23 protein-coding genes and 3 pseudogenes are annotated in these 25,681 nt (G+C 65.0%); 19 read left to right on the top strand and 7 right to left on the bottom strand.

The window, feature by feature from the left end:
- The first annotated feature begins 82 nt into the window (after positions 1–82).
- The 3 genes and pseudogenes from proB to E5E97_RS22840 all read left to right on the top strand — a co-directional run bounded on the left by proB (position 83) and on the right by E5E97_RS22840 (position 3,322).
- Positions 83–1,186 carry a glutamate 5-kinase gene (gene proB / locus E5E97_RS22850; RefSeq protein ID WP_011707186.1) on the top strand — a complete coding sequence of 368 codons (1,104 nt, stop codon included), beginning with the start codon at positions 83–85 and terminating at the stop codon, positions 1,184–1,186.
- Positions 1,187–1,276: 90 nt separating this feature from the next.
- Positions 1,277–2,533: pseudogene (locus tag E5E97_RS22845) on the top strand (glutamate-5-semialdehyde dehydrogenase); the annotation flags it as partial.
- A gap of 153 nt (positions 2,534–2,686) precedes the next feature.
- Complete coding sequence (locus E5E97_RS22840; RefSeq protein ID WP_171281165.1) at positions 2,687–3,322, top strand: murein L,D-transpeptidase catalytic domain family protein; 636 nt, start codon at positions 2,687–2,689, stop codon at positions 3,320–3,322.
- 70 nt (positions 3,323–3,392) lie between these two features.
- On the opposite strand, the gene E5E97_RS22835 is transcribed toward E5E97_RS22840, so the two are convergent.
- Positions 3,393–3,824 carry a universal stress protein gene (locus tag E5E97_RS22835; protein ID WP_011707183.1) on the bottom strand — a complete coding sequence of 144 codons (432 nt, stop codon included), beginning with the start codon at positions 3,822–3,824 and terminating at the stop codon, positions 3,393–3,395.
- A gap of 186 nt (positions 3,825–4,010) precedes the next feature.
- Here E5E97_RS22835 and E5E97_RS22830 point away from each other — a divergent pair, with 186 nt between their 5' ends.
- Complete coding sequence (locus E5E97_RS22830) at positions 4,011–4,751, top strand: hypothetical protein (protein ID WP_077095674.1); 741 nt, start codon at positions 4,011–4,013, stop codon at positions 4,749–4,751.
- 22 nt (positions 4,752–4,773) lie between these two features.
- Here the strand turns inward: E5E97_RS22830 and E5E97_RS22825 are convergent, their stop codons facing one another.
- Together E5E97_RS22825 and E5E97_RS22820 are read right to left on the bottom strand one after the other, a co-directional pair.
- Positions 4,774–4,896, bottom strand: a complete 123-nt coding sequence (locus E5E97_RS22825; protein WP_171281164.1) for an RNA methyltransferase — start codon at positions 4,894–4,896, stop codon at positions 4,774–4,776.
- Between the two features lie 7 nt (positions 4,897–4,903).
- Positions 4,904–5,410: an RNA methyltransferase gene (locus E5E97_RS22820; protein WP_024943580.1), complete on the bottom strand. Its 507-nt coding sequence runs from the start codon at positions 5,408–5,410 to the stop codon at positions 4,904–4,906.
- A gap of 303 nt (positions 5,411–5,713) precedes the next feature.
- Between E5E97_RS22820 and E5E97_RS22815 the strand changes: the two genes are divergently transcribed.
- The 10 genes and pseudogenes from E5E97_RS22815 to E5E97_RS22770 all read left to right on the top strand — a co-directional run bounded on the left by E5E97_RS22815 (position 5,714) and on the right by E5E97_RS22770 (position 18,669).
- Positions 5,714–8,350: a nitrate reductase gene (locus E5E97_RS22815; protein WP_171281163.1), complete on the top strand. Its 2,637-nt coding sequence runs from the start codon at positions 5,714–5,716 to the stop codon at positions 8,348–8,350.
- A gap of 22 nt (positions 8,351–8,372) precedes the next feature.
- Complete coding sequence (cobA, locus tag E5E97_RS22810; RefSeq protein WP_171281162.1) at positions 8,373–9,131, top strand: uroporphyrinogen-III C-methyltransferase; 759 nt, start codon at positions 8,373–8,375, stop codon at positions 9,129–9,131.
- 139 nt (positions 9,132–9,270) lie between these two features.
- Positions 9,271–9,855 carry an ANTAR domain-containing response regulator gene (locus E5E97_RS22805; protein ID WP_171281161.1) on the top strand — a complete coding sequence of 195 codons (585 nt, stop codon included), beginning with the start codon at positions 9,271–9,273 and terminating at the stop codon, positions 9,853–9,855.
- A 436-nt stretch (positions 9,856–10,291) separates the two neighbouring features.
- A complete protein-coding gene (locus E5E97_RS22800) occupies positions 10,292–11,650 on the top strand; it encodes a CmpA/NrtA family ABC transporter substrate-binding protein (protein WP_253265128.1) in 1,359 nt (452 codons plus the stop codon).
- A gap of 38 nt (positions 11,651–11,688) precedes the next feature.
- Complete coding sequence (locus E5E97_RS22795; protein WP_227290879.1) at positions 11,689–12,609, top strand: ABC transporter permease; 921 nt, start codon at positions 11,689–11,691, stop codon at positions 12,607–12,609.
- Positions 12,610–12,640: 31 nt separating this feature from the next.
- Positions 12,641–13,462 (top strand): ABC transporter ATP-binding protein, encoded by an 822-nt coding sequence (locus tag E5E97_RS22790; RefSeq protein WP_171281160.1) that lies wholly within the window; start codon positions 12,641–12,643, stop codon positions 13,460–13,462.
- Between the two features lie 25 nt (positions 13,463–13,487).
- Entirely contained in the window at positions 13,488–16,073 is a 2,586-nt protein-coding gene (gene nirB / locus E5E97_RS22785; RefSeq protein WP_171281159.1) for a nitrite reductase large subunit NirB, read from the top strand.
- Between the two features lie 98 nt (positions 16,074–16,171).
- Positions 16,172–16,531: a nitrite reductase small subunit NirD gene (gene nirD, locus E5E97_RS22780; RefSeq protein ID WP_171281158.1), complete on the top strand. Its 360-nt coding sequence runs from the start codon at positions 16,172–16,174 to the stop codon at positions 16,529–16,531.
- 145 nt (positions 16,532–16,676) lie between these two features.
- Positions 16,677–17,768 (top strand): PfkB family carbohydrate kinase, encoded by a 1,092-nt coding sequence (locus E5E97_RS22775; RefSeq protein ID WP_024943589.1) that lies wholly within the window; start codon positions 16,677–16,679, stop codon positions 17,766–17,768.
- A pseudogene (locus E5E97_RS22770) lies at positions 17,762–18,669 on the top strand (pseudouridine-5'-phosphate glycosidase). Before E5E97_RS22775 ends, E5E97_RS22770 begins: the two are co-directional and overlap by 7 nt.
- A 75-nt stretch (positions 18,670–18,744) precedes the next feature.
- Here the strand turns inward: E5E97_RS22770 and E5E97_RS22765 are convergent.
- A pseudogene (locus tag E5E97_RS22765) lies at positions 18,745–19,469 on the bottom strand (carbonic anhydrase).
- 449 nt (positions 19,470–19,918) lie between these two features.
- Between E5E97_RS22765 and E5E97_RS22760 the strand changes: the two are divergent.
- Both E5E97_RS22760 and E5E97_RS22755 read left to right on the top strand, forming a co-directional pair.
- Positions 19,919–20,896 (top strand): cytochrome-c peroxidase, encoded by a 978-nt coding sequence (locus E5E97_RS22760; protein ID WP_029299222.1) that lies wholly within the window; start codon positions 19,919–19,921, stop codon positions 20,894–20,896.
- Positions 20,897–21,139: 243 nt separating this feature from the next.
- The gene (locus E5E97_RS22755) at positions 21,140–21,895 is read left to right on the top strand and encodes a DNA/RNA non-specific endonuclease (protein ID WP_011707167.1); all 756 of its coding nucleotides are present in this window, start codon (positions 21,140–21,142) and stop codon (positions 21,893–21,895) included.
- 45 nt (positions 21,896–21,940) lie between these two features.
- Here the strand turns inward: E5E97_RS22755 and E5E97_RS22750 are convergent, their stop codons facing one another.
- From E5E97_RS22750 to E5E97_RS22740, 3 genes are read right to left on the bottom strand one after another with little or no spacing between them, the layout of a single operon-like run.
- The gene (locus tag E5E97_RS22750; protein ID WP_017409353.1) at positions 21,941–22,156 is read right to left on the bottom strand and encodes a hypothetical protein; all 216 of its coding nucleotides are present in this window, start codon (positions 22,154–22,156) and stop codon (positions 21,941–21,943) included.
- A 47-nt stretch (positions 22,157–22,203) separates the two neighbouring features.
- Positions 22,204–23,280 carry a methyltransferase gene (locus E5E97_RS22745; RefSeq protein WP_171281157.1) on the bottom strand — a complete coding sequence of 359 codons (1,077 nt, stop codon included), beginning with the start codon at positions 23,278–23,280 and terminating at the stop codon, positions 22,204–22,206.
- An 18-nt stretch (positions 23,281–23,298) separates the two neighbouring features.
- Positions 23,299–23,763, bottom strand: a complete 465-nt coding sequence (locus E5E97_RS22740; protein WP_011707164.1) for a hypothetical protein — start codon at positions 23,761–23,763, stop codon at positions 23,299–23,301.
- A 176-nt stretch (positions 23,764–23,939) separates the two neighbouring features.
- Between E5E97_RS22740 and E5E97_RS22735 the strand changes: the two genes are divergently transcribed.
- From E5E97_RS22735 to E5E97_RS22725, 3 genes are read left to right on the top strand one after another with little or no spacing between them, the layout of a single operon-like run.
- Positions 23,940–24,653, top strand: coding sequence for a beta-ketoacyl synthase chain length factor (locus tag E5E97_RS22735; RefSeq protein WP_171281156.1), 714 nt, complete (start codon positions 23,940–23,942; stop codon positions 24,651–24,653).
- Positions 24,638–25,396, top strand: a complete 759-nt coding sequence (locus E5E97_RS22730) for a lysophospholipid acyltransferase family protein (RefSeq protein WP_171281155.1) — start codon at positions 24,638–24,640, stop codon at positions 25,394–25,396. The genes E5E97_RS22735 and E5E97_RS22730 overlap by 16 nt, the downstream gene beginning before the upstream one ends.
- A 17-nt stretch (positions 25,397–25,413) precedes the next feature.
- A complete protein-coding gene (locus tag E5E97_RS22725) occupies positions 25,414–25,680 on the top strand; it encodes a phosphopantetheine-binding protein (protein WP_029299230.1) in 267 nt (88 codons plus the stop codon).
- The last annotated feature ends 1 nt before the right edge of the window (position 25,681 follow it).

The following is a 25,681-nucleotide window of genomic DNA, read 5'->3' as shown; positions in this document are numbered from 1 at the left end:
GCTGCCTTGGTGTTAATTGCCTTGCAGGGCAACAGGGCCGTGGGTATAAAGGGATTCCTTATATTTCAGCCTTTTTGCTCCCATGGAAAACAGAACCATAGTCGTCAAACTGGGCACCAGCGTGCTCACCGGGGGATCTTCCCAGCTCAATCGTGCCCACATGGTCGAGCTGGTCAGACAGTGTGCAGCCTTGCACCGTCACGGCCACAGGGTCGTGGTGGTCACCTCGGGGGCCATCGCGGCCGGCCGTGAGCATCTGGGCCACCCCCCATTGGCGCCAACCCTGCCCAACAAGCAGATGCTGGCGGCCGTCGGCCAGACCCAGCTGATCCGGGTATGGCAGGATCTGTTCAACCTCTATGGGCTGCACATCGGTCAGATGCTGCTGACCCGCGCCGATCTTGAAGATCGCGAGCGTTACCTCAATGCCCGCGATACCCTGCGCACCCTGCTCGATCACCGCATCATCCCGGTCATCAACGAGAACGACGCGGTGGCGACCGCCGAGATCAAGGTGGGGGACAACGACAACCTCTCCGCCCGCGCCGCCATCCTGGCCGATGCGGATCTACTGATCCTGCTCACCGACCAGAAGGGGCTGTTTACCGCCGATCCCCGTACCAACCCGGATGCCCAGCTCATCGAAGAGGTGCAGACCATCGACGACACCCTGCGCAAGCTGGCGGGTGACAGTGTCAGCGGGCTCGGTACCGGCGGCATGGCCACCAAGCTGCAGGCCGCCGACGTGGCACGCCGCGCCGGCGTCAACGTGGTGATCGCCACCGGTCAGATGCCGGAAGTGGTCGGCCGTCTCGCCAAGGGCGAGCGCATCGGCACCCTGTTCCCGGCGCTGGCGTCGCCGCTGGAAGGGCGCAAGAGCTGGATCCTGGCAGGGCCTCCTCCCCACGGCGAAGTGCAGGTGGATCAGGGCGCCGTGGCCGCCATGCAGGAGAAGGGCTCCAGCCTGCTGCCCAAGGGCATAGTGGCGGTGAAGGGCGATTTCGTGCGTGGCGACGTGGTGCGCATTCTCGACCCCAAGGGTGCCGAGCTAGCGCGCGGCATCTGCCGTTACAATCATCTGGAGCTGGACAAGCTGCGCGGCGTCCATTCGGACAACATCGAACAGGTGCTGGGTTACGGCTACGGCGCCGTGGCCATCCACCGCGACGACATGGTGCTGCTGTGAGTCGCCAGCCGCTGCCACGCAAGGGCAGCGGCACATCAAGATAAGGGGGGACGCCACCATCGGGCGGCCCCGCAAGAACCAAAGGGAAGAGAGATGAGTCTGGAGAAAATGGGGCAGGCTGCCCGTGAAGCCGCCTATCAGCTGGCCACCGTCAGCACGGCGCAGAAGAACCGGGCGCTGGCCGCCATCGCCGACGAGCTGGAGGCACGCAGCCACCAGATCCTGGCCGCCAACGAGAAAGACATCGCCGCCGGCCGTGCAGCGGGTTTGTCAGACGCCATGCTGGATCGGCTGCTGCTCAACCCGGCCCGGCTGGCCGGTATCGTGGCGGACGTGCGCAAGGTGGTCTCTCTGGACGATCCGGTCGGGGCCGAAATCGACAGCCGGGTGCTGGAGAACGGCCTGCGTCTCTCCCGCCGCCGGGTGCCCATCGGGGTCATTGGCGTCATCTACGAGGCGCGTCCCAACGTCACCATCGATATCGCCAGCCTCTGCCTCAAGACCGGCAACGCCAGCATACTGCGTGGCGGGCGCGAGACCTTCCACTCCAACCTGGAGCTGGTGCGGGTGATCCAGAGCGCGCTGGCGGCCTCCGGCCTGCCGCGCGATGCGGTGCAATACATCGACAACCCGGATAGGGCGCTGGTGGGCGAGCTGCTGCGCCTCGACCGCTACGTGGACATGATCATCCCCCGCGGCGGCGCCGGGCTGCACAAGATGTGCAAGGAGAACAGCTCCATTCCGGTGATCATCGGCGGTTTCGGCATCAGCCACATCTTTGTGGACGAGAGCGCCGATCTGGCGCGCTCCCTGGCGGTCATCGACAACGCCAAGGTGCAGCGCCCCTCCGCCTGCAATGCCCTCGACAGCCTGCTGGTGCACGAGAAGGTCGCCGCGACCCTGCTGCCGCAGCTGGTGGACTTAATGAACGAGCGCAAGGTGGCCCTGGTCGCTACTCCCGAGGCCATGCCGCTGCTGGCGGGCGCCGACAGCCTGCGTGCCGCCGGCCCGGAAGACTTCGATACCGAGTGGCTCTCGCTGACCCTGGGGGTCAAGCTGGTGGCGGATGTGAACGAGGCGCTGGCCCACATGCGCGAGCACAACGCCGGTCACTCCGATGCCATCCTCACCAACGATCTGGCCAATGCCGAGCGTTTCGTCAACGGGGCCGGTTCGGCGGCGGTCTATGTCAATGCCTCCACCCGCTTCACCGACGGCGGCCAGTTCGGTCTGGGGGCCGAGGTGGCGGTCTCGACCCAGATGCTGCATGCTCGCGGCCCCATGGGGTTGACCGAACTCACCAGCTACAAGTGGGTGGGATTGGCGGACTATCTGAGTCGCGCCTGACGCCTTTGTGGCCCTGTGTGAAGATGCCGACTCAGGTCGGCATTTTTTTGCTTTTTTCTTGCCTGCTATCAGGGGCTTGCATATAACTATCCAGCGAGGTGTGGCGATATTTTGAGCGCTGCGCTAGCCACAAAAACGGGAGCAGATTCAAGGATGAAGCAAACAGATTGGATGAAGCGCTGGGGCTCGCTCTGGCTGGGGTTGCCGCTGCTGCTGGGGGCACTCTGCTTCAGCAGCAGCAGCCACGCCAGCTGGGATCAGGATCTCTACCGCCAGTTGGGGCTGGCCGGCAAGCTCGACAAACAGGTATTTCGCAAGGCCATCAACAGTTACCAGAGCGTGCGCCACAAGCGCAAACCCATCCTCACCATCATCGACTACAGCAAACCTTCGACCATGCGCCGGCTGTTCGTCATCGACGTGAAACGCCACAAGCTGCTCTACCACACCTGGGTCAGCCATGGCCGCAATTCGGGCGAGCTGGCCGCCAACCAGTTTTCCAACCAGTTCAACTCCATGAAGAGCTCGCTCGGGGTCTATCGCACTGCCGAGACCTATCAGGGCAAGCACGGCTATTCGCTGCGCCTCGATGGCCTCAGCCCTGGCCAGAACAGCAATGCCCGCAAGCGGGCCATCGTGGTGCACGGCGCCGACTATGCCAGCCCGCGCCATCTGCGCAAATATGACAAACTGGGCCGCAGCTGGGGCTGCCCCGCACTGCCCAAGGAGCAATCCAGGGCCATCATCGACATCATCAAGGGGGGCAGCGTCATCTACGCTCACGGCTGAGGCCGGCCCGCGAGCCCAAATATAAAAGGCCAGCGAATGCTGGCCTTTTGCAGTGAGTCTGGCGTTGCGGCTACTTGCGTACCACCAGCACGGGGCAGGGGGCATGGCGCACCACGGACTCGGCCACGCTGCCTACCAGCAGATGGCTGATGCCGGAGCGGCCGTGGCTGCCCATCACCACCAGGTCGGCTTTCTCTTCCTTGGCCTGCACGACGATCTCGTCGGCGGCGCGACCGAAGCGCACCTCGAAGGTGGCCGGGATCGGCAGGCTGGCGATCAGCTCCTTCATCTGGCTCTTGGCCTGACGCTCCATCTCATGGGTGATCTCGATGGCAGTCATGTGCAGGATCTTGTAGCTGTCGAAGCCGTGCAGTTGATCCACCACATGGACCAGTTTGAGTTCGGCCTTGTGGCTCTGGGCCATGAATACGGCATAGTCGAGCACGGCTTGTGACATCTGGGAAAAATCGACCGGACAGAGCAGGGTTTTAATGGATGGCATATGAAGGCTCCCCTATGTTGGGTTACTAATGAATCTTATTGTCAATAATACCGATTCAGCGGGCAATAACCCTCGACTCGCTCGCAAAACCGGGAAAAAGAGGTGCGTTGCCGGCAGATCTTCATATCATGGGGAATGGCTTGGGCGCGGCTGCAAACGGCATCGCCTGCGGAGAAACGGTAAGACATGATTCGTTTGTTGCTTTCATTGACGTTGCTGATTTGCTGGCCAGGTCGGGCCGATCCCCTCTATGTCTATTGCGATGACTGGCCGGGCTTCTGCCAGCCGGATGGCAGGGGTGTCTATCTGGACATAGTGCGGGCCATCTATCAGCCCAACGGCTACCAGGTCATGCCGCGTATCGTGCCCTACAAACGGGCCCTGGCGGTGATCGCCCAGAAAGGGGGTGACATGGCGATGGGGGTCTATCGGGATGAGGTGAGCGGCGTGCTGCAACCCCGCCATCCCGCCTCGGCCGATGATCTGACGGTGCTGATGCTCAAGAAGTGGCGGCCCCAGTGGCAAGGGGAGCACAGTCTGAGCGGGCAGGGGGTGGTATGGCTGCGGGGCTGGGCCTTTGACAAGTACATACCGGTCTCCATGCGCTGGCACGAGATCGACAGCCACGACATGGCGCTGCAGCTGCTGGCCAAGGAGCGCTATCGCTATTACCTGACCGCCGGGGTGCTCTACTCGGCGGACTCCATTCCCGCCAACATGCAGCGCATCTTCCTGCGCTGGGTCCCGACCTATCCCATCTTTGCCGATACCGAGAAGGGGCGCAGCCTGCAACAGCTCTGGGATCAAGGCATGGTCAATCTGGTGCGACACGGCACCCTGGCCGAGATCTACCGACGCTACCAGCTCTACGACTATTACCGCGATTTCATCAAGCAGCAGGAGCAGAGGCTAGCCCCTGGCAACTAAAGCGCCCTGCGCCGGGGGCTGGCTACCTGTGCAGGCTCTCTTCGGTCAGCTTGCCGCGCAGCCGCTTGGCCAGCCGGTCATAGAGGATCACGTTGACCGAGGCCGCCAGGTTCATGCAACCGTGAGGTATGGCTACGTAGATCATCTGCTGCTTACTTGGCACGCAGCTGCTTGGCCAGTCGGTCGTAGAGGATCACATTGACCGAGGCCGCCAGGTTCATGCAGCCGTGCGTCGGGACGTAGATCACCTCCTGCACCGCCTTGAAGCGGGCGGGATCCAGGGTGCCGTCCTCCGGGCCGAAGATGTAGAAGGCGCGCGCCGGGTGCACATAGTCCGGCAGCGAGGTGGCCCCCTCGATCAGGTCCACCAGCACCGGCGTGCAGCCGGCCGGCACCATCTCCATCAGATCGTCGACCCCGAGCAGGGGGATCTTCTCCACCATCTGCTTGGTATCGGTGGCGAAGCGGCGCGCCAGCTCGAAGCGGTTGCCGGTGTAGTAGACCTCGTCCGCCCCGTAGCAGCCGGCGGCCCGCATCACGGCCCCCACGTTCTCCGGTGACTTGGGGTTGACCAGCCCGATGCAGCAATAGCCTGCGTCGCCATGCGGCGCTGACTCGTCCCCCTGTGGTGGCAGGCATTCGTGATCTGACTCTCTCATCTCGCTCTCCTCTGTGGCGGCCGCATTATACTCCCGCGCCGCCCCTTGCCCAGCCTGGGTATGCACTCCCGCCTGACGGGCCCAACAAGGGGGCGCTTGCACCGTCCCGGCGCAACTCGGCCTGAGTGGCCGCAGTGGCGCAGGGGCTGACATCTTGGCGCAGGGTTTGCAGTTATCCCAGGAGAGAGTAAATGCGGCTTATCCGGACAAAGGCGTCCGTCCCCAGCGGGGGCGGGCGCTTTTTTTATGGGCCATGGCAGCGGCGACCCAGGGATGGGGAGCCGGACGACGAGGAGCAAGGGAATGAACACCACCTGTGCCTATTGTGGAGTGGGCTGCGGCATCCGGCTGAGCCAGGAGGGGGATGGCTGGCAGCTGCAGGGGGATGAGGGGCATCCGGCCAACGCGGGGGCTCTGTGCGTCAAGGGGGCCAGTCTGCTGGAGAGTCTGGATTTCCCCGATCGCCTGCTCTATCCGCGTTGGCTGGGGCAGCGCATCGACTGGGAGCAGGCCCTGGATACCCTGGCGGAGCGTTTCGCCGCCATTCTGGCCGAATCCGGCCCACAGGCCATCGGCATCTACCTGTCGGGCCAGCTCACCACCGAGGATTACTACGTCGCCAACAAGCTGATGAAGGGGTATCTCGGCAGCGCCAACGTGGATACCAACTCCCGGCTCTGCATGTCGTCGGCGGTGGCGGCCCATCAGCGCGCCTTCGGCGAGGATCTGGTGCCCGCCTGTTACGAGGATCTGGAACTGGCGGATCTGGTGGTGATCACTGGCGCCAACACCGCCTGGACCCACCCCGTGCTGTTTCGTCGCCTGCAGCAGGCGCGGGCGCGGCGCCCCGAGCTCAGGCTGGTGGTACTGGATCCGCGCCGCACCATGACGGCGGAGCAGGGGGACCTGCACCTGGCCCTCAGGCCCGGCAGCGACGTGGCACTGTGGAACGGACTGTGCCGCTACCTGCTCGATCACGACGGCTGGGACAAGGATTACGTGGCGCGTCATGTGAGCGGCTTCGAGGCGCTGGCGGCGGCGCTGGACGACCCGGCCTGGCAGCTGGAGGCGGTGGCCCAATGTTGCGATCTGGCGCCAGGGGATCTGCTCGGCTTCTACCGGCTGTTTGCCTGCACCCCCAAAACGGTCAGTCTGTTCTGCCAGGGGATCAACCAGTCCAACCAAGGGGTGGACAAGGCCAACGCCATCATCAACGCCCATCTGCTGTGCGGGCGCATCGGCAAGCCGGGGGCGGCTCCCTTCTCCATGACGGGGCAACCGAACGCCATGGGCGGGCGCGAGGTGGGGGGGCTGGCGACCCAGCTGGCGGCCCACATGGGCTTTGGCGAGGCTGAGCGCGATCGGGTGCAGCGTTTCTGGCAGAGCCCGACCATGGTGGGCGGCCCCGGCCACAAGGCGGTGGAATTGTTTGAGGCGGTGCACCGGGGGGAGATCCGCGCGCTCTGGGTACTCGGCACCAACCCGGCGGTCTCCCTGCCAGACGGCAACCGGGTGCGTGAGGCGCTGGCTCGCTGCGAGCTGCTGGTGGTCTCCGAGGTGACCGCGAACACCGACACGGCGCGCCTCGCCCACCTGCTGCTGCCCGCCGCCGCCTGGGGGGAGAAGAGCGGCACCGTCACCAACTCGGAGCGCACCATCAGCCGCCAGCGCGCCTTCCTGCCCCTGCCGGGGGAGGCCAGGCCCGACTGGTGGGCGCTGACCCGGCTGGCCCGCCGGCTCGGCTTCGGTGAAGGGTTTGCCTATGAGCACGAGCACGAGATCTTCTGTGAACACGCCGCCCTGTCGGGCTTTGAGAACGAGGGGCAACGCCAGTTCGACATCTCGGGGCTGGCCCGCCTCAGTCGGGCCGAGTTCGAGGCGCTGGCGCCGCTGAGTTGGCCCGTCAATGCCCGCTGGCCCCAGGGCCGGGCCCGGCTGTTCGAGGATGGGCGCTTCGCCACCCCGGATGGCCGTGCCCGTCTGCTGCCCCTGGCCCAGCTCTTTCCCCCCGAGCCTGTCGCTGCGCCAGAAGCGGTGCAGCCGCAGGCGGGCCTCTCCTTGCTGCTTAACAGTGGTCGGCTGCGGGATCAGTGGCACACCATGACCCGCACCGGCCACGTACCGCGCCTGCAGGAGGCCGAGCCCTGGCCCAGGGTGCGGCTCGGCGCCGCCAGCCTGCTGGCGCTGGGGTTCAAGGAGGGGGATCTGGTGCGCCTTCACAACGAGCTCGGGGAGGCGCGGCTGTTGGTGGGGCTGGACGAGGGGCTCAGGGAGGGGGAGGCCTTCCTGCCCATGCACTGGACCGACAGCCAGTGCAGTCAGGGGGCGGTCAATCGCCTTATTGCCGCCGTGGTGGATCCCCTTTCCGGCCAGCCCATGTTCAAGCAGGGCCGGGTGCGGGCCGAGCCGCAGCCGACCCGTTGGCAGGGACTCTGGCTCGGTCGGCGAGACTGGGACGAGCCGCTGGACTGGTGGGCCAGGCGCCCCCTGCCCGAGGGCAACTGCACCCTGCTGGCCTCCTGGTCAGAAGCGCCCGAAGCCTTGTGGCAACGGCTGGCAACCCAGGGACGCTGGCTGCGACTGCCGCTAGCATCGGGCTGGCTCGCCGTGGTGCTGGCCGGGGATCGCATCGATGGCCTGCTGCTGGTGGGGGAGCGGCGCCCGGACATCAAGGTCGAGCTGCTGGCGAGCCTGCTCGGCACCCCGCTGCAGGCGGGAGCCCTGAGCCAGACCCTGAGTGCAGCCCTGCTGGGGGAGAGCCGGCTGATCTGCTCCTGCCTGCGGGTGTCGGAGCTGCGCATCGTCGATGCCATCGTGCGACAGGGGGTGAGCGAGCTGGCGGGGCTGCAGGCCCTGCTCGGCTGCGGCAGCAACTGCGGAACCTGCCTGCCAGAGATCGACAAGCTGTTGATCAAACATGTTTTTATCACCACCGCTTAAGACGGGATACAAGGAGTCTGTGATGAGCCAAATCAGTCTGGTAGGGGCCGGTCCAGGCCCGCTCGAATTGTTGACCCTGCGCGCGCTGCAGCGGCTCGAGGCGGCGGAGGTGGTGGTCTATGACCGCCTGGTGGGGGAGGAGATCCTGGCCCGCATTCCCCAGGGGGCGGCCCGCTTTGACGTGGGCAAGCGCTGCGGCGAGCCGAGCCCGAGTCAGGCGCAGATCAACGCCCTGCTGCTGGCGCTGGCTCGCACCGGCAAGCGGGTGGTGCGGCTCAAGGGGGGCGATCCCCTGGTGTTCGGCCGTGGTGGCGAGGAGGCACTGCACCTGGCCCGCCACGGCATCGAGGCCGAACTGGTGCCCGGCATCACGGCGGCGCTTGGCTGCGCCGCCAGCAGCCTGATCCCGCTGACCCACAGGGGGCTGGCCCGCTCCCTGACCCTGGTCACCGGCCACCTGATGGACGAGGGCGACTATCAGGGCTGGCAGGGATTGACCCGGGCCGGCCACACCCTGGTGTTCTACATGGGGCTGGAGCGGGCGGCCGAGATCCGGCAGGGGTTGCTGGCGGCCGGTGCCTCACCGGATCTGCCGGTGGCGCTGGTGGTGGCCGGTTGCAGCGCCCGCCAGCAAGTCCATGAGACCCGGCTGGACGGGCTGGCGCAGGCCGCCGGGGCCCTGCTCGGCCAGAGCCCGGTGCTGATGATCATGGGGGAGGTGGTGCGCCTGCGGGCCGAGCTGCAGGGCCTGCTGGGACAGGCGCTGGATCGGGTGGCCTGAGCCGCCGCTCCCCCTCTACCTCTACTACCTCCAGAGGAATAAAAAGGGGGTAGATTCAAACAGTTGGCGCTCATGTTGCCTCTGTGGTGACAGACCACAGTGGTGGCAGACCAATCGAATGCCGTTGGCAAGGAGCGCCATGACCATTCTCACTTCAGGGGGGCCCGCTGGCCCCGTTTCCCGCCTGCTGATCCACGCCGACGAGCCGGGTCAGGCCAACCGGATGGCCCTCTTGGTCAGCCAGTATGGCCATCAGCCCAGGATCCTCGATGCTCGCCAGCTGCTGAGCCCGGACGGGCAGGGAGATGCCCTGCTCGTCAGCAGTCGCCGTTTCGACGCCGAGACGCGGCTCGGTCTCTCCCTCTGGCCTGACATGCCGCGCCTGCTGTTCTGCGAGCGGCTGGGGGGCGAGGCGCAGCAGGCCTTGCTGCAACAGGGAGTCTTGCTGGTGCCCCACCCGTGCGGGGAGAAGGAGCCGGTGGAGCAGTGGCTGCGCCTCGCCCGCAGCCAGCTGGCCATGGTGCAGGCGCTGGCGCAGACCGAGAGCGAGCTGCGCCAGCAGCTGGTGGAGCGGCGGCTGATCGAGCAGGCCAAGGGGCGGCTGATGCGCCATCAGGGGCTGGACGAGGAGCAGGCCTACCGCCTGATGCGCAGCACCGCCATGAGTCGGCACCTGAGCCTGGGGGAGCTGGCTCGGCAACTGCTGTTGGCACTGCCCGCCTGAGAACCGGGTCCACGCTCCTACTGCGAGGCCGTGATCAAGGCTCATGTGCCGCTCGGAATCCTCATTTATGTCTATAAACTCCGGTTCCTGCGCTGCTCTTTACCTTGCTGACGACCTCTCGTGACAGATCGCGAACCGGTTCTGAAGGGACTGGCAAACCGTTTTGGTGCAACTGCGCCTCATTGAGGCGCATAAACGGGCAGGGGAGGCGCCTAGGGCCGCTCAGGGCCCGCCAGCGGTGGCTTGGCCAGATTGGCACGGAAAGTGAATCAACGAACAGACAGAACAAGACGCAGTGGTGAGGCCGCAAGGCTCCACCGGCAACAGGGCAAAGAAGCCTCACCGATCCCGGATCGGTGGGGCTTTTTTTTGGTCGTCATCCTGCAACGAGGCAGGCGGGCGAGAGCCCGGAACAGGAACCGAGCGAGGGAATGGCATGAACAGACGACAAGGATGTGCGGGGATGCTGCTGGCGGTGTTGTCACTGCCGGCGCTGGCCGTGGTGGGGGCGCCCGAGCAGGAGGAGATCAAGCTCGGCTTCATCAAGCTGACCGACATGGCACCGCTGGCGGTGGCCTATGAGCGCGGCTATTTCGAGGACGAGGGGCTCTATGTCACCCTCGAGGCCCAGGCGAACTGGAAGATCCTGCTGGATCGGGTGATCGACGGCGAGCTGGACGGCGCCCAGATGCTGGCGGGCCAGCCCCTGGCGGCTCACATCGGCATCGGTACCCAGGCCGAGCTGGTGACGGCGTTTGCCATGGATCTCAACGGCAACGCCATCACGGTGGCCAAGCCGGTGTGGGCCGCCATGGCGGCCAAACTGCCCAAACCGGTGGCGGGCAAGGTGCCGGCGCCGGTGAGCGCCGCCGCCCTCAAGCCGGTGGTGGAGCAATACCGGCAGGCGGGCAAGCCGTTCAACATGGGGATGGTGTTCCCCGTCTCTCCCCACAACTACGAGCTCAGGTACTGGCTGGCGGCCGGCGGCCTGAATCCCGGTTTCTACGCACCCAAGCTCGGGGACAACTCGGGCCAGCGCCAGGCGGACGTGCTGCTGTCAGTCACCCCGCCGCCGCAGATGCCTGCCACCCTGGAGGCGGGCACCATCGCCGGCTACAGCGTGGGGGAGCCCTGGAACCAGCAGGCGCTCGCCAAGGGGATCGGGGTGCCGGTCATTACCGATCAGGAGGTCTGGCGCAACAACCCTGAGAAGGTGTTCGGCGTCACCCGGCAGTGGGCCGAGCGCCACCCCAACGCCCACGTCCGGCTGGTGAAGGCGCTGCTGCGGGCCGCCTGGTGGCTGGATGCCGAGCAGAACGGCAACCGGCGCGAGGCGGCCAGACTCTTGGCCAAGCCCGAGTACGTGGGGGCCGACGAGGCGGTGATCGCCAGCTCCATGACCGGCACCTTCGAGTACGGCAAGGGGGACGTGCGCCAATTGCCGGACTTCAACGTCTTCTTTCGCCATCACGCTACCTACCCCTACTACTCGGACGCCATCTGGTATCTGACCCAGATGCGGCGCTGGGGCCAGATCCCCGAGGCCAAGCCGGATGCCTGGTTCGAGCAGGTGGCCAAGGCAGTGTATCAACCCGAGGTCTATCGTCTGGCCGCCGAGGCGCTGATCGCCGAGGGCAAGCTCAAGGCGCAGGACTTCCCCGACTTTGCCAGCGAGCAGGGCTATCGCGGCCCTCAGGATGGCTTCATTGACGGCCTCATCTACGACGGCCGCCACCCCAACGCCTATCTGCAGCAGTTCGCCATCGGCCTCAAGGGCGATGAGCGGGTGCAATGAGCGAGGAGCGCGCAATGAAACGACATCAGTGGAAAATCATGGATTGGAAAAACCTGGTGCAGCCCCTGTTGGGTGTGCTGCTGTTCCTCGGCCTCTGGCAGTGGGGGGCGAGCCAGGTACAGACCAGCCTAGGCACGTTGCCGGGGCCGCTTGCCACCGCCAGCCAGCTCTGGTCGCTGGGTCAGGATCACCTGGCCGAGCGGGAGAAAGCGAGCGCCTTCCTCGAGCGCCAGCGGGTGCGCAACGCCGAGCGACTGGCTGCGGATCCGGCGGCCGAGGTAAAGCTGCGCCCCTACACAGGGCGCCCCACCTTCTTCGATCAGATAGGGACCAGCCTGCTCACCGTGCTGTGCGGCTTTGGCCTCGCGACCCTGATCGCCATCCCGTGCGGGGTACTGCTCGGCATGAATCAGGGGCTCTATCGCGCCGCCAACCCGGTGATCCAGCTGCTCAAGCCGGTGTCGCCGCTGGCCTGGCTGCCGCTCATCACCCTGGTGGTGAGTGCACTCTACGCCAGCCCGACTCCCTGGCTTGCCAAATCTTTCCTCACCTCGGCGCTGACGGTGACCCTCTGCTCCCTCTGGCCGACCCTGATCAACACTGCGGTCGGGGTGGCGGGGCTGGACCGGGATCTGCACAACGTCAGCCGGGTGTTGCGGCTCTCTTTCCTGACCCACGTGCGGCGCATCGTGCTGCCCGGCGCCCTGCCCATGATCTTTACCGGGCTGCGGCTCTCCCTGGGGGTGGCCTGGATGGTGCTGATCGCGGCTGAGATGCTGGCCCAGAACCCGGGGCTCGGCAAGTTCGTGTGGGACGAGTTCCAGAGCGGCGGCTCGACCTCGCTGGCCCGCATCATGGTGGCGGTGATCACCATTGGCCTCATCGGCTGCGCCCTGGACAGGGGCATGCTGGCCCTGCAGCAGTGGTTGTCCTGGGACAAGCGGCAGGTGCTGCGTTAATCACATTCATATTCAGGCGGGAGAAGAGCCAATGAAGAGTTATCTGCAGTTAAGCGACGTCGGCATCTCGTTCGAGACGGAGCAGGGGCGCTTCGAGGCACTCAGCCGGGTCAACCTGCGCATCGAGCGGGGGGAGTTCGTCTCCCTCATCGGTCACTCCGGCTGCGGCAAGAGTACCGTGCTCAATCTGGTGGCCGGGCTGCTGGAGCCCACCACGGGGGGCATCATCCTCGACGGGCGCGAGGTGGCGGGGCCGGGCCCGGAGCGGGCCATGGTGTTCCAGAACCACGCCCTGCTGCCCTGGCTCAGCGTCCAGCAGAACGTAGCGCTGGCAGTGGCCCAGGTGGAGCCGAACCGGCGGGCGGTGGCGGAGCGGGTGGACTACTACCTCTCCCTGGTGCAGATGGATCACGCCAGCCAGAAGATGCCCCATGAGCTGTCGGGAGGGATGAAGCAGCGGGTCGGCATCGCCCGCGCCCTGTCGCTCTCCCCCAAGGTGCTGCTGATGGACGAGCCGTTCGGTGCCCTCGATGCCCTGACCCGGGCTCATCTGCAGGACGCCCTGATGGCCATCCAGGCGGAGCTTGGCAACACCGTCATCATGATCACCCACGACGTGGACGAGGCGGTGCTGCTCTCCGATCGCATTGTCATGATGACCAATGGCCCCGCCGCCACGGTCGGGGAGATCCTGACCGTGGACTTGCCAAGGCCCAGAGACAGGGTCGCCCTGGCGGACGATGGTCACTATCACAAGCTGCGCCAGCAGGTGCTGCGCTTCCTCTACGAGAAGCAGCGCAAGGTGACGCCCCTCAAGGTGGCCGAGCCAGTTCGCAGCCAGCGCCGGGCCTGAGCCCCAGAATTCAAGGAAGAGAAATATGGCTAACAAAGAGAAACTGCTGATGGCGGGCAACGGCATGGATGATGAGATGGACCATCACTGCGTCGAGTCGTCCGAGAGGATGGAGAAACAGCGGCTGCTGGTGGTAGGCAACGGCATGGTGGGTCATCACTTTGTCGAGCAACTGGTGGCGGTCGGTGGCCTCGAGCGCTTCGAGGTGACGGTGTTCGGCGCCGAGCCGGACTCCGCCTACGACAGGGTGCACCTCTCTGAAGTATTCGGCGGCAAGGCGCCCGAGGCGCTGCGCATGGCGGATCCCGCCCGGTATGAAGAGAACGGCATTGCGCTGCGGCTGGGGGCCGAGGTGGAGGTGCTGGACAGAGATACCCGCACCCTGACCCTGGCCTGTGGCGAGCAGTTCGGTTACGACCGACTGGTGCTGGCGACCGGCTCCGTGCCCTTCGTGCCGCCCATTCCCGGCCATCGGCGGGAAGGCTGCTTCGTCTACCGCACCCTGGGGGATCTCGCCGCCATCCGCGATGCCTGCGCTGGCGCCCGCAGTGGCGTGGTGATCGGCGGCGGCCTGCTCGGGCTGGAAGCGGCCAACGCGCTGCGCCTGCTCGGCCTCAAGACCCAGGTGGTGGAGTTCGCCCCCAGGCTGATGCCGGTGCAGCTCGACGAGAGCGGCGGCGCCGTGCTGCGAGACAAGATCCGGGCGCTCGGGGTCGAGGTGCTGGTGGAGAAGGTCACCGAGTGCATCGAGGACGGGGAGCAGGCCCGCCACCGGCTGCGCTTCAAGGACGGCTCTCACCTGGAGACCGACGTGCTGCTGTTTTCGGCCGGCATCCGACCCGCCGACGGCCTGGCCCGACAGGCCGGGCTGAGCGTCGGCGAGCGTGGCGGCATCTGCATCGACGACGGCTGCCACAGCTCGGATCCCGCCATCTTCGCCATCGGTGAGTGCGCGCTCTGGCAGGGCCGCATCTTCGGGCTAGTGGCACCCGGCTATCAGATGGCCCGCGCCGCCGTGGCCAGCCTGTGCGGCGGCGAGAGCCGCTTCGTGGGGGCGGACATGTCCACCAAGCTCAAGTTGATGGGGGTGGATGTGGGTTCCATCGGTGACGCCCACGCCAGCACCGCCGGCGCCCAGGAGCTGCTGTTGCTGGACAGGGTCAACGGCATCTACAAGAAGCTGGTGACCGACGGCGAGGGGAGCCGGTTGCTCGGCGCCATCCTGGTGGGGGACGGCACCGATTATGAGCGGCTGCTGCAGTACTACCAGAACGGGGTGGCACTGCCCCAGCCGCCGCTCTCCCTGCTGGTGGGGGAGGCGGGTGGCGCGGCGGCGCCCCTGGTGCTGCCGGACAGCGCCATCCTCTGCTCCTGCCACAACGTCAGCAAGGGGGCCGTGGTGGCCGCCGTCAAGGCGGGCAATCACGAGCTGGCGGCGGTGAAGAGCTGCACCAAGGCGGGCACCGGCTGCGGCGGCTGCAGCAACCTGCTCAAGCAGGTGGTGGAGCAGACCCTGGAGGATCTCGGGGTAGAGGCGGACAAGGGGCTGTGCGAGCACTTCGCCCACAGCCGTCAGGAGCTCTATCACCTGGCCAGGGTCGGCGAGCTGAAGAGCTTCGAGGCGCTGCGCGACAAGCACGGCAAGGGGCTGGGCTGCGACATCTGCCGGCCGACAGTCGCCTCCATCCTGGCGTCGCTCTGGAACGAGCACGTGCTGGAGCAGCCCCACCGCGCCCTGCAAGACAGCAACGACGCCTTCCTTGCCAACCTGCAAAAGGACGGCACCTACTCGGTGGTGCCGCGCATTCCGGGCGGGGAGATCACCCCGGAGGGCCTCATCACCATCGGCGAGGTGGCGCGCAAGTACGGCCTCTACACCAAGATCACCGGCGGCCAGCGCATCGACCTGTTCGGCGCCCGGGTCGATCAGCTGCCCGCCATCTGGGGTGAGCTGGTGGATGCGGGGTTCGAGACCGGTCAGGCCTACGGCAAGTCGGTGCGCACCGTGAAGTCCTGCGTGGGTTCGACCTGGTGCCGCTACGGGGTGCAGGACTCCATGACCCTGACCCAGACCCTGGAGCACCGCTACAAGGGGCTGCGGGCTCCCCACAAGCTGAAGTTTGCGGTCTCCGGCTGCACCCGGGAGTGCGCCGAGGCCCAGAGCAAGGACATAGGCGTCATCGCCACCGAGCGGGGCTGGAACCTCTATGTGTGCGGCAACGGCGGCATGCGGCCGCGCCACGCCGACCTCTTTGCCACCGATCTCGACGAGCAGACCCTGATCCGCTACATCGACCGGCTGCTGATGTTCTACGTGCGCACCGGGGACAGGCTGCAGCGCACCTCGGTCTGGATGGAGAGCATGGAGGGCGGGCTCGACTACCTCAAGTCGGTGATCATCGAGGACCGACTCGGCATCGGCGCCGAGCTGGAAGCCATGATGGAGGGGATAGTCGGCAGCTGGCAGTGTGAATGGAAGAGCACCTTGGCGGATCCGGACAAACTCAAACTGTTCGAGGCCTTCGTCAACCGGCCCGAGGATCAGACGCCGCCACGGCGGGAGGAGCGGGGTCAGTGGGTGCCGGATATCGCTGTCAAGGCGGTGGTATGAACCGGGCCAGCGGGTTGCAAGCCAGCCATCGGCATCAAGGAGAGGGTATGAATGGTAGCTATGAGTTGGGCAGCAGCCATAAAGAGCAGGAGGTTGAGATGAACAGACTCAAGGACGATATGTTGCCATCGGAGCATGGCGAATGGCTGCGGGCATGCGAGCTGGCCGCCTTGCCTGAGCAGGCGGGGCGCAGCGCCTGGCTGGGGGGGAGGGCGCTGGCGCTGTTCCGGCTCGGTGAGCGGATCTATGCGCTGGACGCGGTGGATCCCCTGACCGGGGTAGCGGTGCTGGGCCGCGGCCTGGTGGGGGATTGCGACGGTGAGCCGGTAGTAGCCTCGCCGCTCTACAAGCAGCGTTACGCCCTGGCGGATGGCCGCTGCCTGGACGACCCGGCATTGCGGGTCGCCTGCTGGCCGGTGATGCACAGTGCCGGCGAGGTCTGGGTGTTGTTGGGGTGAATGGCACCATCTGAAAACCGTTTTCCTGTCACCGGGTTTTGCCCGGTGATTTTTTGTGCGCAAGCCGACAATTTTTGCACGAGGCGATGGCGGGTAAACGTTTTTCGGAAATAATGGACAAACGTTTGTAACTGGATGTTTGTCTATGACGGAACGTGAGCAAGAGATCCTCGCCCTGCTGCGCCAGGACCCCATGATTGCCCAGCAGGAGCTGGCAGACAGGCTCGGCATCAGCCGCTCAGCGCTGGCGAGCCACATCTCCAGCCTGATGCGCCAGGGCTATGTGCAGGGGCGCGGTTATGTGCTGCGGGAAGGGCCCTACGCCGTGGTGATCGGCGGCGCCAACATGGATATCTGCGGCTGCAGCCACGACAACCTGCGCATCGGCGACTCCAACCCCGGCAAGGTACGCACCTCGGCCGGCGGGGTGGGGCGCAACATCGCCGAGAACCTGGCGCGGCTTGGCACCGACACCCGGCTGCTGAGCGCGGTGGGCAACGATCAATACGGCCATCATCTGCTGGACGTGACCCAGCGTGCCGGCGTCGACGTGCGCCAGGTGCTGATGCTGGATGGCCAGGCCACCTCCTGTTACCTCAGCCTGCACGATGGCAGCGGCGAGATGAGCTGCGCCGTCAACGACATGGCGATCATCGAGCAGCTCACCCCGGCCCGGCTCACCCCCTTGAGCGGTTTTCTCGGCGCGGCCCGGCTCTGGGTGCTCGACACCAACCTCGCCACTCACACCCTCGACTGGTTGTTCGAGCGCCAGGGGGAGCACATCATCTTCGTCGACACCGTCTCGGTGGCCAAGGTGGAGAAGATCCGCCCCTGGCTGCACCGCATCCACACCCTCAAGCCCAACCGCAGCGAGGCGGAGCAGCTGTGCGGCTTCACCATCGCCGGGCCCGACACCTGGCCCATGGCGGCGGCCTGGTTCCACCGCGCCGGGGTGCAGCGGTTGTTCCTGAGCCTCGGCGATCAGGGAATTTTCTATAGCGACGGGGAGTGCCAGGGCCATCTGCCCGTGCTCGGCAGCCCGGTCGTCAACGTGACCGGCGGCGGCGATGCCTTCATGGCAGGGCTGGCCCACGCCTGGTTGCAGGAACAGGGCATCATGGAGACAACCCGGTTCGCCCTCGGTTGCGCCGCCCTCACCGTCAATTGTTCCGATACCGTCTTTTCCGGCCTATCCAAGGCCGCCGTTGAACGCATGCTGGAGGAGTACCCATGTTGAACGCTTACCTCGATATCCAACCTGAAGTCGCCGCCGCGCTGGCCGCCGGCAAGCCGGTGGTGGCCCTGGAGTCCACCATCATCTCCCACGGCATGCCCTATCCGCAGAACGTGGAGACGGCGCGCCAGGTCGAGCAGGTGGTGCGCGACAACGGCGCCGTGCCGGCCACCATCGCCATCATCGATGGCCGCCTCAAGGTGGGTCTGGATGAGGGGGCGCTGGAGGCGCTGGGCCGGGCCGGTCATGCTGCCACCAAGTGCAGCCGCCGCGACATTCCCTTCGTGCTGGCGAACAAGGGGCTGGGGGCGACCACGGTGGCCTCCACCATGATCATCGCCGCCATGGCCGGGATCCGGGTGTTCGCCACCGGCGGCATCGGCGGCGTGCACCGCGGTGCCCAGGAGACCTTCGACATCTCGGCCGACCTGCAGGAATTTGCGCAGACCCCGGTAGCCGTGGTCTGCGCCGGTGCCAAGTCGATCCTCGACATCGGTCTGACCCTGGAGTACTTGGAGACCCAGGGCGTGCCGGTGATCGGCTACCAGACCGAGGAGCTGCCCGCCTTCTACACCCGCGAGAGCGGCTTCAAGGTGGATTACCGGCTGGAGAGCCCGGCGGCGATCGCCGAGGCGCTGCGTCTGAAGTGGGAGCTGGGGCTGGCGGGGGGGCCGTAGTGGCCAACCCGATCCCGACCCAGTTTGCCATGCCTAAGGCCGACATCGACGCCGCCATTGCCCAGGCACTGCGAGAGGCGGACGAGCAGGGGGTCAAGGGCAAGGAGTCCACCCCCTTCCTGCTGGCCCGGGTGTGCGAGCTGACCGGCGGCAACTCGCTGGCGGCCAACATCCAGCTGGTACTGAACAACGCCGCGCTGGGGGCGCGCATCGCCGCCAGCCTCTGATCCGCTGTCGCAACAAAAAAGAGGGCCCGCGGGCCCTCTTTTTTTCATCTCGGCTCAGTGAGTCGCCGGGGGACGTTATTGCAGCACCAGTCGACCGTGCAGCGGCTGCACGGGGCGGTTGTTGGGGTGGTGCATCACCGCCTTGAAGGCGTCGATCTGGGCCTGACTCACCTGCACCGGTTGCTTCATCACCAGCCAGCGTACCCCTTCCGAGCAGGGCGGAGTGGTCAGCGAGCCGCTGAAGCGGTAGTAGTCGCGTTTGGCGGGCAGCAGTTGTTCGGCCGAGATCGGTTCCTTGAAGGCGTGACTCTCTCCCGCCTTGGCCGGCAGCAGTTGCCAGGCCTGGCTCAGGGCAGCATTGGCCTGGCCCGGCTCGAACATCACCGCCACCACCGCCAGCTCACCCTTGGCGTTGGCATGCACCAGGTGCCCCTCCAGCGGATAGGAGTGGCCCTTGATGAGGTTTTCGCTGGGGGCGTGGAAGTGGAACTGCTTGAGCTCAAAGCGCATGCCGTCGAGCTCAAGGCGGCTGCCCGGGGCATAGTTGACCTGCACCGTGTGGCCGTTGTTGGTGACGCTGCGCCCCCCGCCAGGTAGTGAAACTGCAGCGGGGCCAGCTTGGCCTCGACCAGACCGTCGAGGTTGACCGGCGACTGGTTGCTGCCTGCACACTGGCCAAATTCCGGGGTCAGTCTGGCCCACTGCGCCGGGCCGGCCTCACCGCTGTATTCCCAATGCGGGGTGGCGGCGAAGGCGGTGGGGCAGAGCAACAGGGCGGCGGCCAACAGGGACTTTCTCATCATGCATCCTTATCTTGATTGAAAAGCACGGCGATCCGTTTCCTGCATTGACGAGGAAATAACGGAAGGCATCATCTGAATTGCGGGATACAGAAGGTCAGACAGTATTTTTATTATTGGTTGGGTGACCACCAACGATATTTATGATGTATTCAAGATGAATCTAAATAATGGGCGGTCACGCCTGCATATTGAATAATCGCTTTATTCAATGACAGCAATCTAATTAATTGGCTGTCATCGCAGATGAATTTGCTCATAATTCATTCATCGGAATTCAGTTCTTTTTTGCCGCGCAAGTCCCCGCCACCAGTCCGTCTGTAATATATTAATTCATTGTTTTTAATGTGGTTTTTGTTGGTCTCATTTGATCTTGAACAAATAATGCACAGGCTTTCCCGGGCAGGCTGAGGCTGCTGTTATGCACAGCCACAAGGGAGAGAGAAAAAATGAATAAATATTGTCTGTTGCTGGCGTTGGGCCTGCCAGGGATGGGGTGGGCGAACGAGCCGATCCAGCCGGTGGAAGCGGCCAAGGTGAGCGCACCGGAAAAAGTCGAGCTGGGCAAGATGCTGTTCTTCGAGCCGCGGCTCTCGAAATCCAACGCCATCTCCTGCAACTCCTGCCACAACCTGGCCACCGGCGGGGTAGACAACCAGGTCAGTTCCCTCGGCCACAAGTGGAAGGAGGGGCCGATCAACTCGCCCACCGTGCTCAACTCCAGCCTCAACTTCGTGCAGTTCTGGGATGGGCGTGCCAAGGATCTGCAGGCGCAGGCGGCGGGCCCCATCGAGAACCCGCTGGAGATGGCCTTCACCCACAAGCTGGCGGTGGAGACCCTGCACACCCTGCCCGAGTACCGGGCCCGGTTCAGCGCCGTGTACGGCAAGGCGGACTTCGGCATCGACGAGGTGACCGATGCCATCGCCGCCTTCGAGGAGACCCTGGTCACCCCCAACGCGCCGTTCGATCGCTGGCTGAAGGGGGATGCCAAGGCGCTGACCGCGCAGCAGCTGAAGGGCTATCAGCTGTTCAAGGAGAAGGGTTGCACCGCCTGCCACAACGGGGTGGCCATCGGCGGCAACTCCTATCAGAAGATGGGGCTGGTCAAGCCGTTCAAGACCGACAACCCGGCCCAGGGACGCGGTGGGGTGACCGGCGAGAAGCAGTTCATCGGCTGGTTCAAGGTGCCGACCCTGCGCAACATCGAGCTGACCTATCCCTACTTCCACGACGGATCTGTGTGGGATCTGAAGGAGGCGGTGCAGATCATGGCGGACATCCAGCTCGGCCAGACCCTGAGCGAGCAGGAGGCGGACGACATGACCGCCTACCTCAAGAGCCTGACCGGCGAGCAGCCGCAGATCGTGTTGCCTATTCTGCCGCCCTCCCAACCCGATACCCCCAGGCCTCAGGTCAAGAGCTGAGCGGGAGTGATGATTGCAGCGGAGCCACCGGCTCCGCTTTTTTGTTCCTATCTATCTGATAAGCCTCTCGAAGTTACTGCACTGACACAATGACAAAAGGATGACAATCCCCCAGCTGGCGGCGTCGATTTTACCGATTTGCAGCCCTCTTCACATTTCCGACACGCTCACAATTTGTTCGATTGCCTTACTCATCCGACCTGGTGTCAAATCACTCCGCCTAATACAAGGAGTGGCATAATAATGAATAATATCAATAAATTAGTTCTGGCTATCGGATTCACTCTCACCACCTTCCCGAGCCTGGCGGCGGGCTTCCAATGCAAGGATCACGTCAAGCTCGGGGTGCCCAGCCAATCCAGTCAACTGCTGTGCCGGGACGGCTATGCCGCCGGTTACAACTACGACACCAAGGTCTCTGACTGGGTCTCTTACCGGATGACGGCCGCCAGCGCCCAGGGGCAGGTGCCGCGCAAGGATGCCTTTGCCGAGGACAAGGAGGTGCCGGTGCAGTTCCGCGCCACCCTGGCCGACTACAAGGGCTCAGGTTATGACCGCGGCCATCAGGCACCGGCGGCGGACATGCGCTCCACTGCCACCACCATGAAGCAGAGCTTCCTGCTGACCAACATGACCCCGCAGCTGCCGGCGCTCAACCAGGGGGCCTGGCGCATCCTGGAGGAGAAGACCCGGCAGTGGGCCATCGCCTACCAGGATGTCTACGTGATCACCGGCCCCATCTTCACCAACTCCGACGCCTCCATCGGCAACGGCGTGACCGTGCCCCACGCCTATTACCGGGTGGTGATGGATGTGGCCAACAAGGAGGCGATCGCCTTCATCCTGCCGCAGCAGAACGTGTCGGCCAGCAAGCTGGCAGACTACATCGTGACGGTGGATGCGGTGGAGGAGCAGACCGGACTGGACTTCTTCGCCGAGCTGCCGGATGAGCAGGAAGAGGCCATGGAGTCTCAGCTGATGGCCATGTGGGGCAACTGAGCCTGGTCATGAGCACCATGAAAACAGGGGCCGCGGCCCCTGTTTTCATTTGCTCAGTTCATCCCCGACCTTCTTGACGGTATCCCGGGTGCCGTGGCCGATCTCCCGGGTCACGTCGCGGGTGGTGTGGCCAATCTCGCGGGTCACGTTGCGAGTGGTGTGCCCCACGGTTCTGCCCGCCTCCTTGATGTCGGCGCAGCCGCCGAGCAGGCTGCCCAGGGTCAGGCCGAGGGCCATCAGGGTCATGCAGTCACGCCTCATGCCGTGCTCCTTCTCGTTTCATCATCATCTCCATGCCGATGGCGGCATTATGGCCTCGTGTGCAACGGGCGGGCAACCAGCAGGGTGTGGCCGGGCCCCGGGATCTCGTGCTCGGCCTCCACGTGAAAGTGGGCCTCGCGCAGGCACTGGTACAGCTGTTTGGAGTGGTAGAAGCGGCTGTTGCCGTTGGCCAGACAGGTGAAGTAGAGGGAGGTGGCGTTGAGACTGAAACTGGCGGCTTCAAAGGATTGTCTGTCCCAGAACAGCTCCAGGATGCAGACCCGGGCGTCCGCTTTCATGGCCAGTCTGACCCGGTTCAGGATGGCGACGATCTGCGCGTGGCTGAAGCAGTCGAGAAACTGGCTCATCCACCAGATATCCGCCTCGCCGGGCAGGGGGCCCGCTTGCAGTAGATCCACCGGGTGGCCATGCACCCGCGCCGCCAGCCCCGCCTCCTCGATGTTGCAGCGGGCCAGCGCCAGCTGCTCGGGCAAGTCCAGGATGGTGACCTGCAGCGCCGGATCCCGCTTGGCGCAGGCGATGGCCCACTTGCCGGTGTTGCCGCCAAGATCGTAGAGGTGGCGCGGCTCGTAGCCAAACACCTTGTCCTGGGCCTGCTGGAAGGCCCAGTCGGAGTAGAAGTGATCGAAGGCGAACCAGCTGCGGCGGGCCGGCTCGGGCAGCTCGCTCAGGTGCGGATAGAGGGTTTGCCAGGGGCCGAACTCTTGTAGACCGGCGGGGGTGCCGTCGCGGATGGCGTCGAGCAGGTGGGCGAGGGGTTGATAGCAGACGTGCTGGGTGAAGTCGAGATTGACCCGGCTCATGGCGTCGTGCAGCAGGTATTTGCCGACCCGGCCCAGCACATAGTGCTCCTCGCTCAGATAGCAGAGCCCGCCGCCGAGCCCCATGTCCAGCAGCACGCCGGCGCCGTATTCGCTGATCTGACACGCCTGGGCGATGTCGGCTAGCGCGGCCCCCCGTGAACCGCGGGTCTCGAGATAGGCCAGCACCCCGGTTTCACGCAGGCACCAGCTGGCCTGAAACAGCATGGGCCCGAAGGCGATTTTCTGGGCCTCGCTGATGGCTTCCAGCGCGTTGTAGGGGTCCGCCTGATAGTGATTCACGGGGTGGCTCCTGCCGGATCAGCGGCTCTGGGTGCGGGCGAGTTCCGCCTGAATGGCCTGGTTCAGACCCAGTACCCAGCGGTTATAACTGCGGTGGATGCTGCCCTTGCCTTTGTCGTCCAGATTGACGCTGCTCACATAATTAATGGAATAATCGCGAGCGCTATAAGGAATATTGATCACCGCCTGATGCTGGCGCACATTGACTTGGCCTCGAATTAGTCCTGGCTGCTCCTGGCGCATTACCCAGCTCTTGCTGATGCCGGCCGTAATAATGGCATTGGCCACCTGTTCTTCGGTCAGATTGAAGGGCACCGGATTGGCTGCCATATTGCGAATTGGCTGGCTGGTGGAGCAGGCGGCAAGCAGGGCACAGGCCAGCAGCAGGGATATTTTATTAATGAGTTTCATAATATTTTCCTTGGGAAGGATATTCATCAATTTGGGCGTGGCAATGAGACAACACAAATAGTTTATTTTCAATCACCAAGGCGGTTGATAATCTGCGCTGGCTATTATTTTTGATGAATAATGGTATTATTCGCCGGTATTAAGCCGATGACGCCATTCAATGTCGTGGAGCAGGCACTGCCCGCCGGGTGAGTGCCTTTTATCGTCTTCGCGTCCACCCATCGATGTAAGGACAGGTTGCCCGAAACATGCTCTCTTTCTCGCTGCTGGATAGTCAGGCCCTGTCACCCGGTCTGGCCGATGAGGCTGCCTGGCAGGCGTGGGCGCAGCAGGGCCGCTGGCCGGTCGACCCGCCGTTTCCCGCCACCCCCTTGCTGCCCATGATGATGGCGCGCCGCCTGAGTCAGGGCGCCCGGCTGGCGGTGCAGGTGGGGCTGAGCCTGCTGGCCCGCCACCAGATAGACAGTGCCGTATTCGTCAGCCGTCATGGCGAGCTGGCCCGCTCCATGACCCTGCTGCAGGCGTTGGCGGACGGGCAGGCGTTGTCGCCCACCGATTTCTCCATGTCGGTACACAACACCGCCGCCGGGCTCTGCTCCATTCAGGGCAAGGCCGCCATCCCCATGACCTCGCTGGCCGCGGGGGAGAACAGCCTGATGGCGGGCCTGACCGAAGCGGTCTGCGCCCTGCAGGCCGGTGCCCGTCGGGTGTTGCTGGTGGCTTTCGAGGGGCCGATGCCCGCGTTTCACCGCCCCTGGTTGGCGGAGGAGGCGCCACCCCATGCGCTGGGGCTGGTGCTGACGGCGGGCGAAGAGTGGCACTGCGCGGGGGCGCATCGCACCGCCGCGTCGGCTGCCCGCCCGCTGCCCCAGAGTCTGGCCTGCTGGCGTGCCCTGCTGCGAGGCGAGCCGACCCTGCTCCTCGCTGACGACCGTCAGGAGTGGAGATGGCAGCGTTGCTGAACCGGGGCTGGCGGCTGATCGGCACGGCTCTGGGCTTCACCCTGTTCGGGGTGGGCGGCCTGCTGCTCTCCCTGTTCTGGTTTCCGCTGCTGGCGCTCTGTCTGCGCGGCGAGCGGCGTCGTACCCTGGCCCAGCTCACCATCCGCCACAGCTTTCGGCTGTTTCTCGGCGTGCTGCGTGGCTGGGGAGTGCTCGAGTACAGCGTGAGCGGCATGCCCGCCCACTTGCGCGGCGCCCTGGTGGTGGCCAATCACCCCAGTCTGCTCGATTACGTCATGCTGGCGGCCGAGATGCCGGTGTGCGACTGCATCGTCAAGCAGTCCCTCTGGCGCAACCCCTTCATCGGCGGCGTGGTGCGGGCGGCCGACTACCTGCCCAACGTGGCAGGGGAGGATCTGCTGGCCCTGTGCCAGGCGCGGATCCGGGCCGGCGGCCTGCTGCTGGTGTTCCCGGAGGGAACCCGCACTACCCCGGGCGAACCCATCAAGCTGCAGCGCGGCGCGGCCCAGCTGGCGGTGCGCAGCCAGGTGCCGTTGCAACTGGTGCGGATCCACTGCAGCACCCGATTTCTTACCAAGCAGGACAAATGGTTCAAGATCCCGGAAAATAAGCCGATTTTCACCATAGAATTCCTGCAGCAAGTGGCGGCGGACGAGGTGGTCGCCACCGGCCAGAGCAGTGCGCTGGCCGCCCGCCAGTTGACCCGGTTTCTCACCCAGGCCCTGCAACCGGGGCCCCAATGACAGCATGTGGAACAGTTATGCAAGACCTGCATCTAGAGATAAAACAACTCATCATCGACAGCCTCAACCTCGAGGGGCTCACCCCTGACGACATCGACAGTCAGGCGCCGCTGTTCGGTGACGGCCTGGGGCTGGACTCCATCGATGCGCTGGAGCTGGGCCTTGCCATCAAGGGTCGCTACGGCATCGTGCTCTCCGCCGAGGATGAAAACACCCGTCGTCATTTCGCCTCCGTCACGGCGCTGGTCGCCCTGGTGCAGGCCCAGTCGAAAGGGGAGGCCTGAG

The sequence above is a fragment of the Aeromonas sp. 2692-1 genome, assembly GCF_013085505.1.
GTDB classification, from domain to species: Bacteria; Pseudomonadota; Gammaproteobacteria; order Enterobacterales; family Aeromonadaceae; genus Aeromonas; species Aeromonas hydrophila.
Note: the sequence above shows the minus strand (reverse complement) of the source record. Positions and strands in the feature narration are given on the sequence as shown.

Coding starts and splice junctions, on each gene's coding strand:
- proB (WP_011707186.1), top strand. CDS start 83: ATGGAAAACAGAACCATAGTCGTCAAACTGGGCACCAGCGTGCTCACC.
- E5E97_RS22840 (WP_171281165.1), top strand. CDS start 2,687: ATGAAGCAAACAGATTGGATGAAGCGCTGGGGCTCGCTCTGGCTGGGG.
- E5E97_RS22835 (WP_011707183.1), bottom strand. CDS start 3,824: ATGCCATCCATTAAAACCCTGCTCTGTCCGGTCGATTTTTCCCAGATG.
- E5E97_RS22830 (WP_077095674.1), top strand. CDS start 4,011: ATGATTCGTTTGTTGCTTTCATTGACGTTGCTGATTTGCTGGCCAGGT.
- E5E97_RS22825 (WP_171281164.1), bottom strand. CDS start 4,896: ATGATCTACGTAGCCATACCTCACGGTTGCATGAACCTGGCGGCCTCG.
- E5E97_RS22820 (WP_024943580.1), bottom strand. CDS start 5,410: ATGAGAGAGTCAGATCACGAATGCCTGCCACCACAGGGGGACGAGTCA.
- E5E97_RS22815 (WP_171281163.1), top strand. CDS start 5,714: ATGAACACCACCTGTGCCTATTGTGGAGTGGGCTGCGGCATCCGGCTG.
- cobA (WP_171281162.1), top strand. CDS start 8,373: ATGAGCCAAATCAGTCTGGTAGGGGCCGGTCCAGGCCCGCTCGAATTG.
- E5E97_RS22805 (WP_171281161.1), top strand. CDS start 9,271: ATGACCATTCTCACTTCAGGGGGGCCCGCTGGCCCCGTTTCCCGCCTG.
- E5E97_RS22800 (WP_253265128.1), top strand. CDS start 10,292: ATGAACAGACGACAAGGATGTGCGGGGATGCTGCTGGCGGTGTTGTCA.
- E5E97_RS22795 (WP_227290879.1), top strand. CDS start 11,689: ATGGATTGGAAAAACCTGGTGCAGCCCCTGTTGGGTGTGCTGCTGTTC.
- E5E97_RS22790 (WP_171281160.1), top strand. CDS start 12,641: ATGAAGAGTTATCTGCAGTTAAGCGACGTCGGCATCTCGTTCGAGACG.
- nirB (WP_171281159.1), top strand. CDS start 13,488: ATGGCTAACAAAGAGAAACTGCTGATGGCGGGCAACGGCATGGATGAT.
- nirD (WP_171281158.1), top strand. CDS start 16,172: ATGAACAGACTCAAGGACGATATGTTGCCATCGGAGCATGGCGAATGG.
- E5E97_RS22775 (WP_024943589.1), top strand. CDS start 16,677: ATGACGGAACGTGAGCAAGAGATCCTCGCCCTGCTGCGCCAGGACCCC.
- E5E97_RS22760 (WP_029299222.1), top strand. CDS start 19,919: ATGAATAAATATTGTCTGTTGCTGGCGTTGGGCCTGCCAGGGATGGGG.
- E5E97_RS22755 (WP_011707167.1), top strand. CDS start 21,140: ATGAATAATATCAATAAATTAGTTCTGGCTATCGGATTCACTCTCACC.
- E5E97_RS22750 (WP_017409353.1), bottom strand. CDS start 22,156: ATGAGGCGTGACTGCATGACCCTGATGGCCCTCGGCCTGACCCTGGGC.
- E5E97_RS22735 (WP_171281156.1), top strand. CDS start 23,940: ATGCTCTCTTTCTCGCTGCTGGATAGTCAGGCCCTGTCACCCGGTCTG.
- E5E97_RS22730 (WP_171281155.1), top strand. CDS start 24,638: ATGGCAGCGTTGCTGAACCGGGGCTGGCGGCTGATCGGCACGGCTCTG.
- E5E97_RS22725 (WP_029299230.1), top strand. CDS start 25,414: ATGCAAGACCTGCATCTAGAGATAAAACAACTCATCATCGACAGCCTC.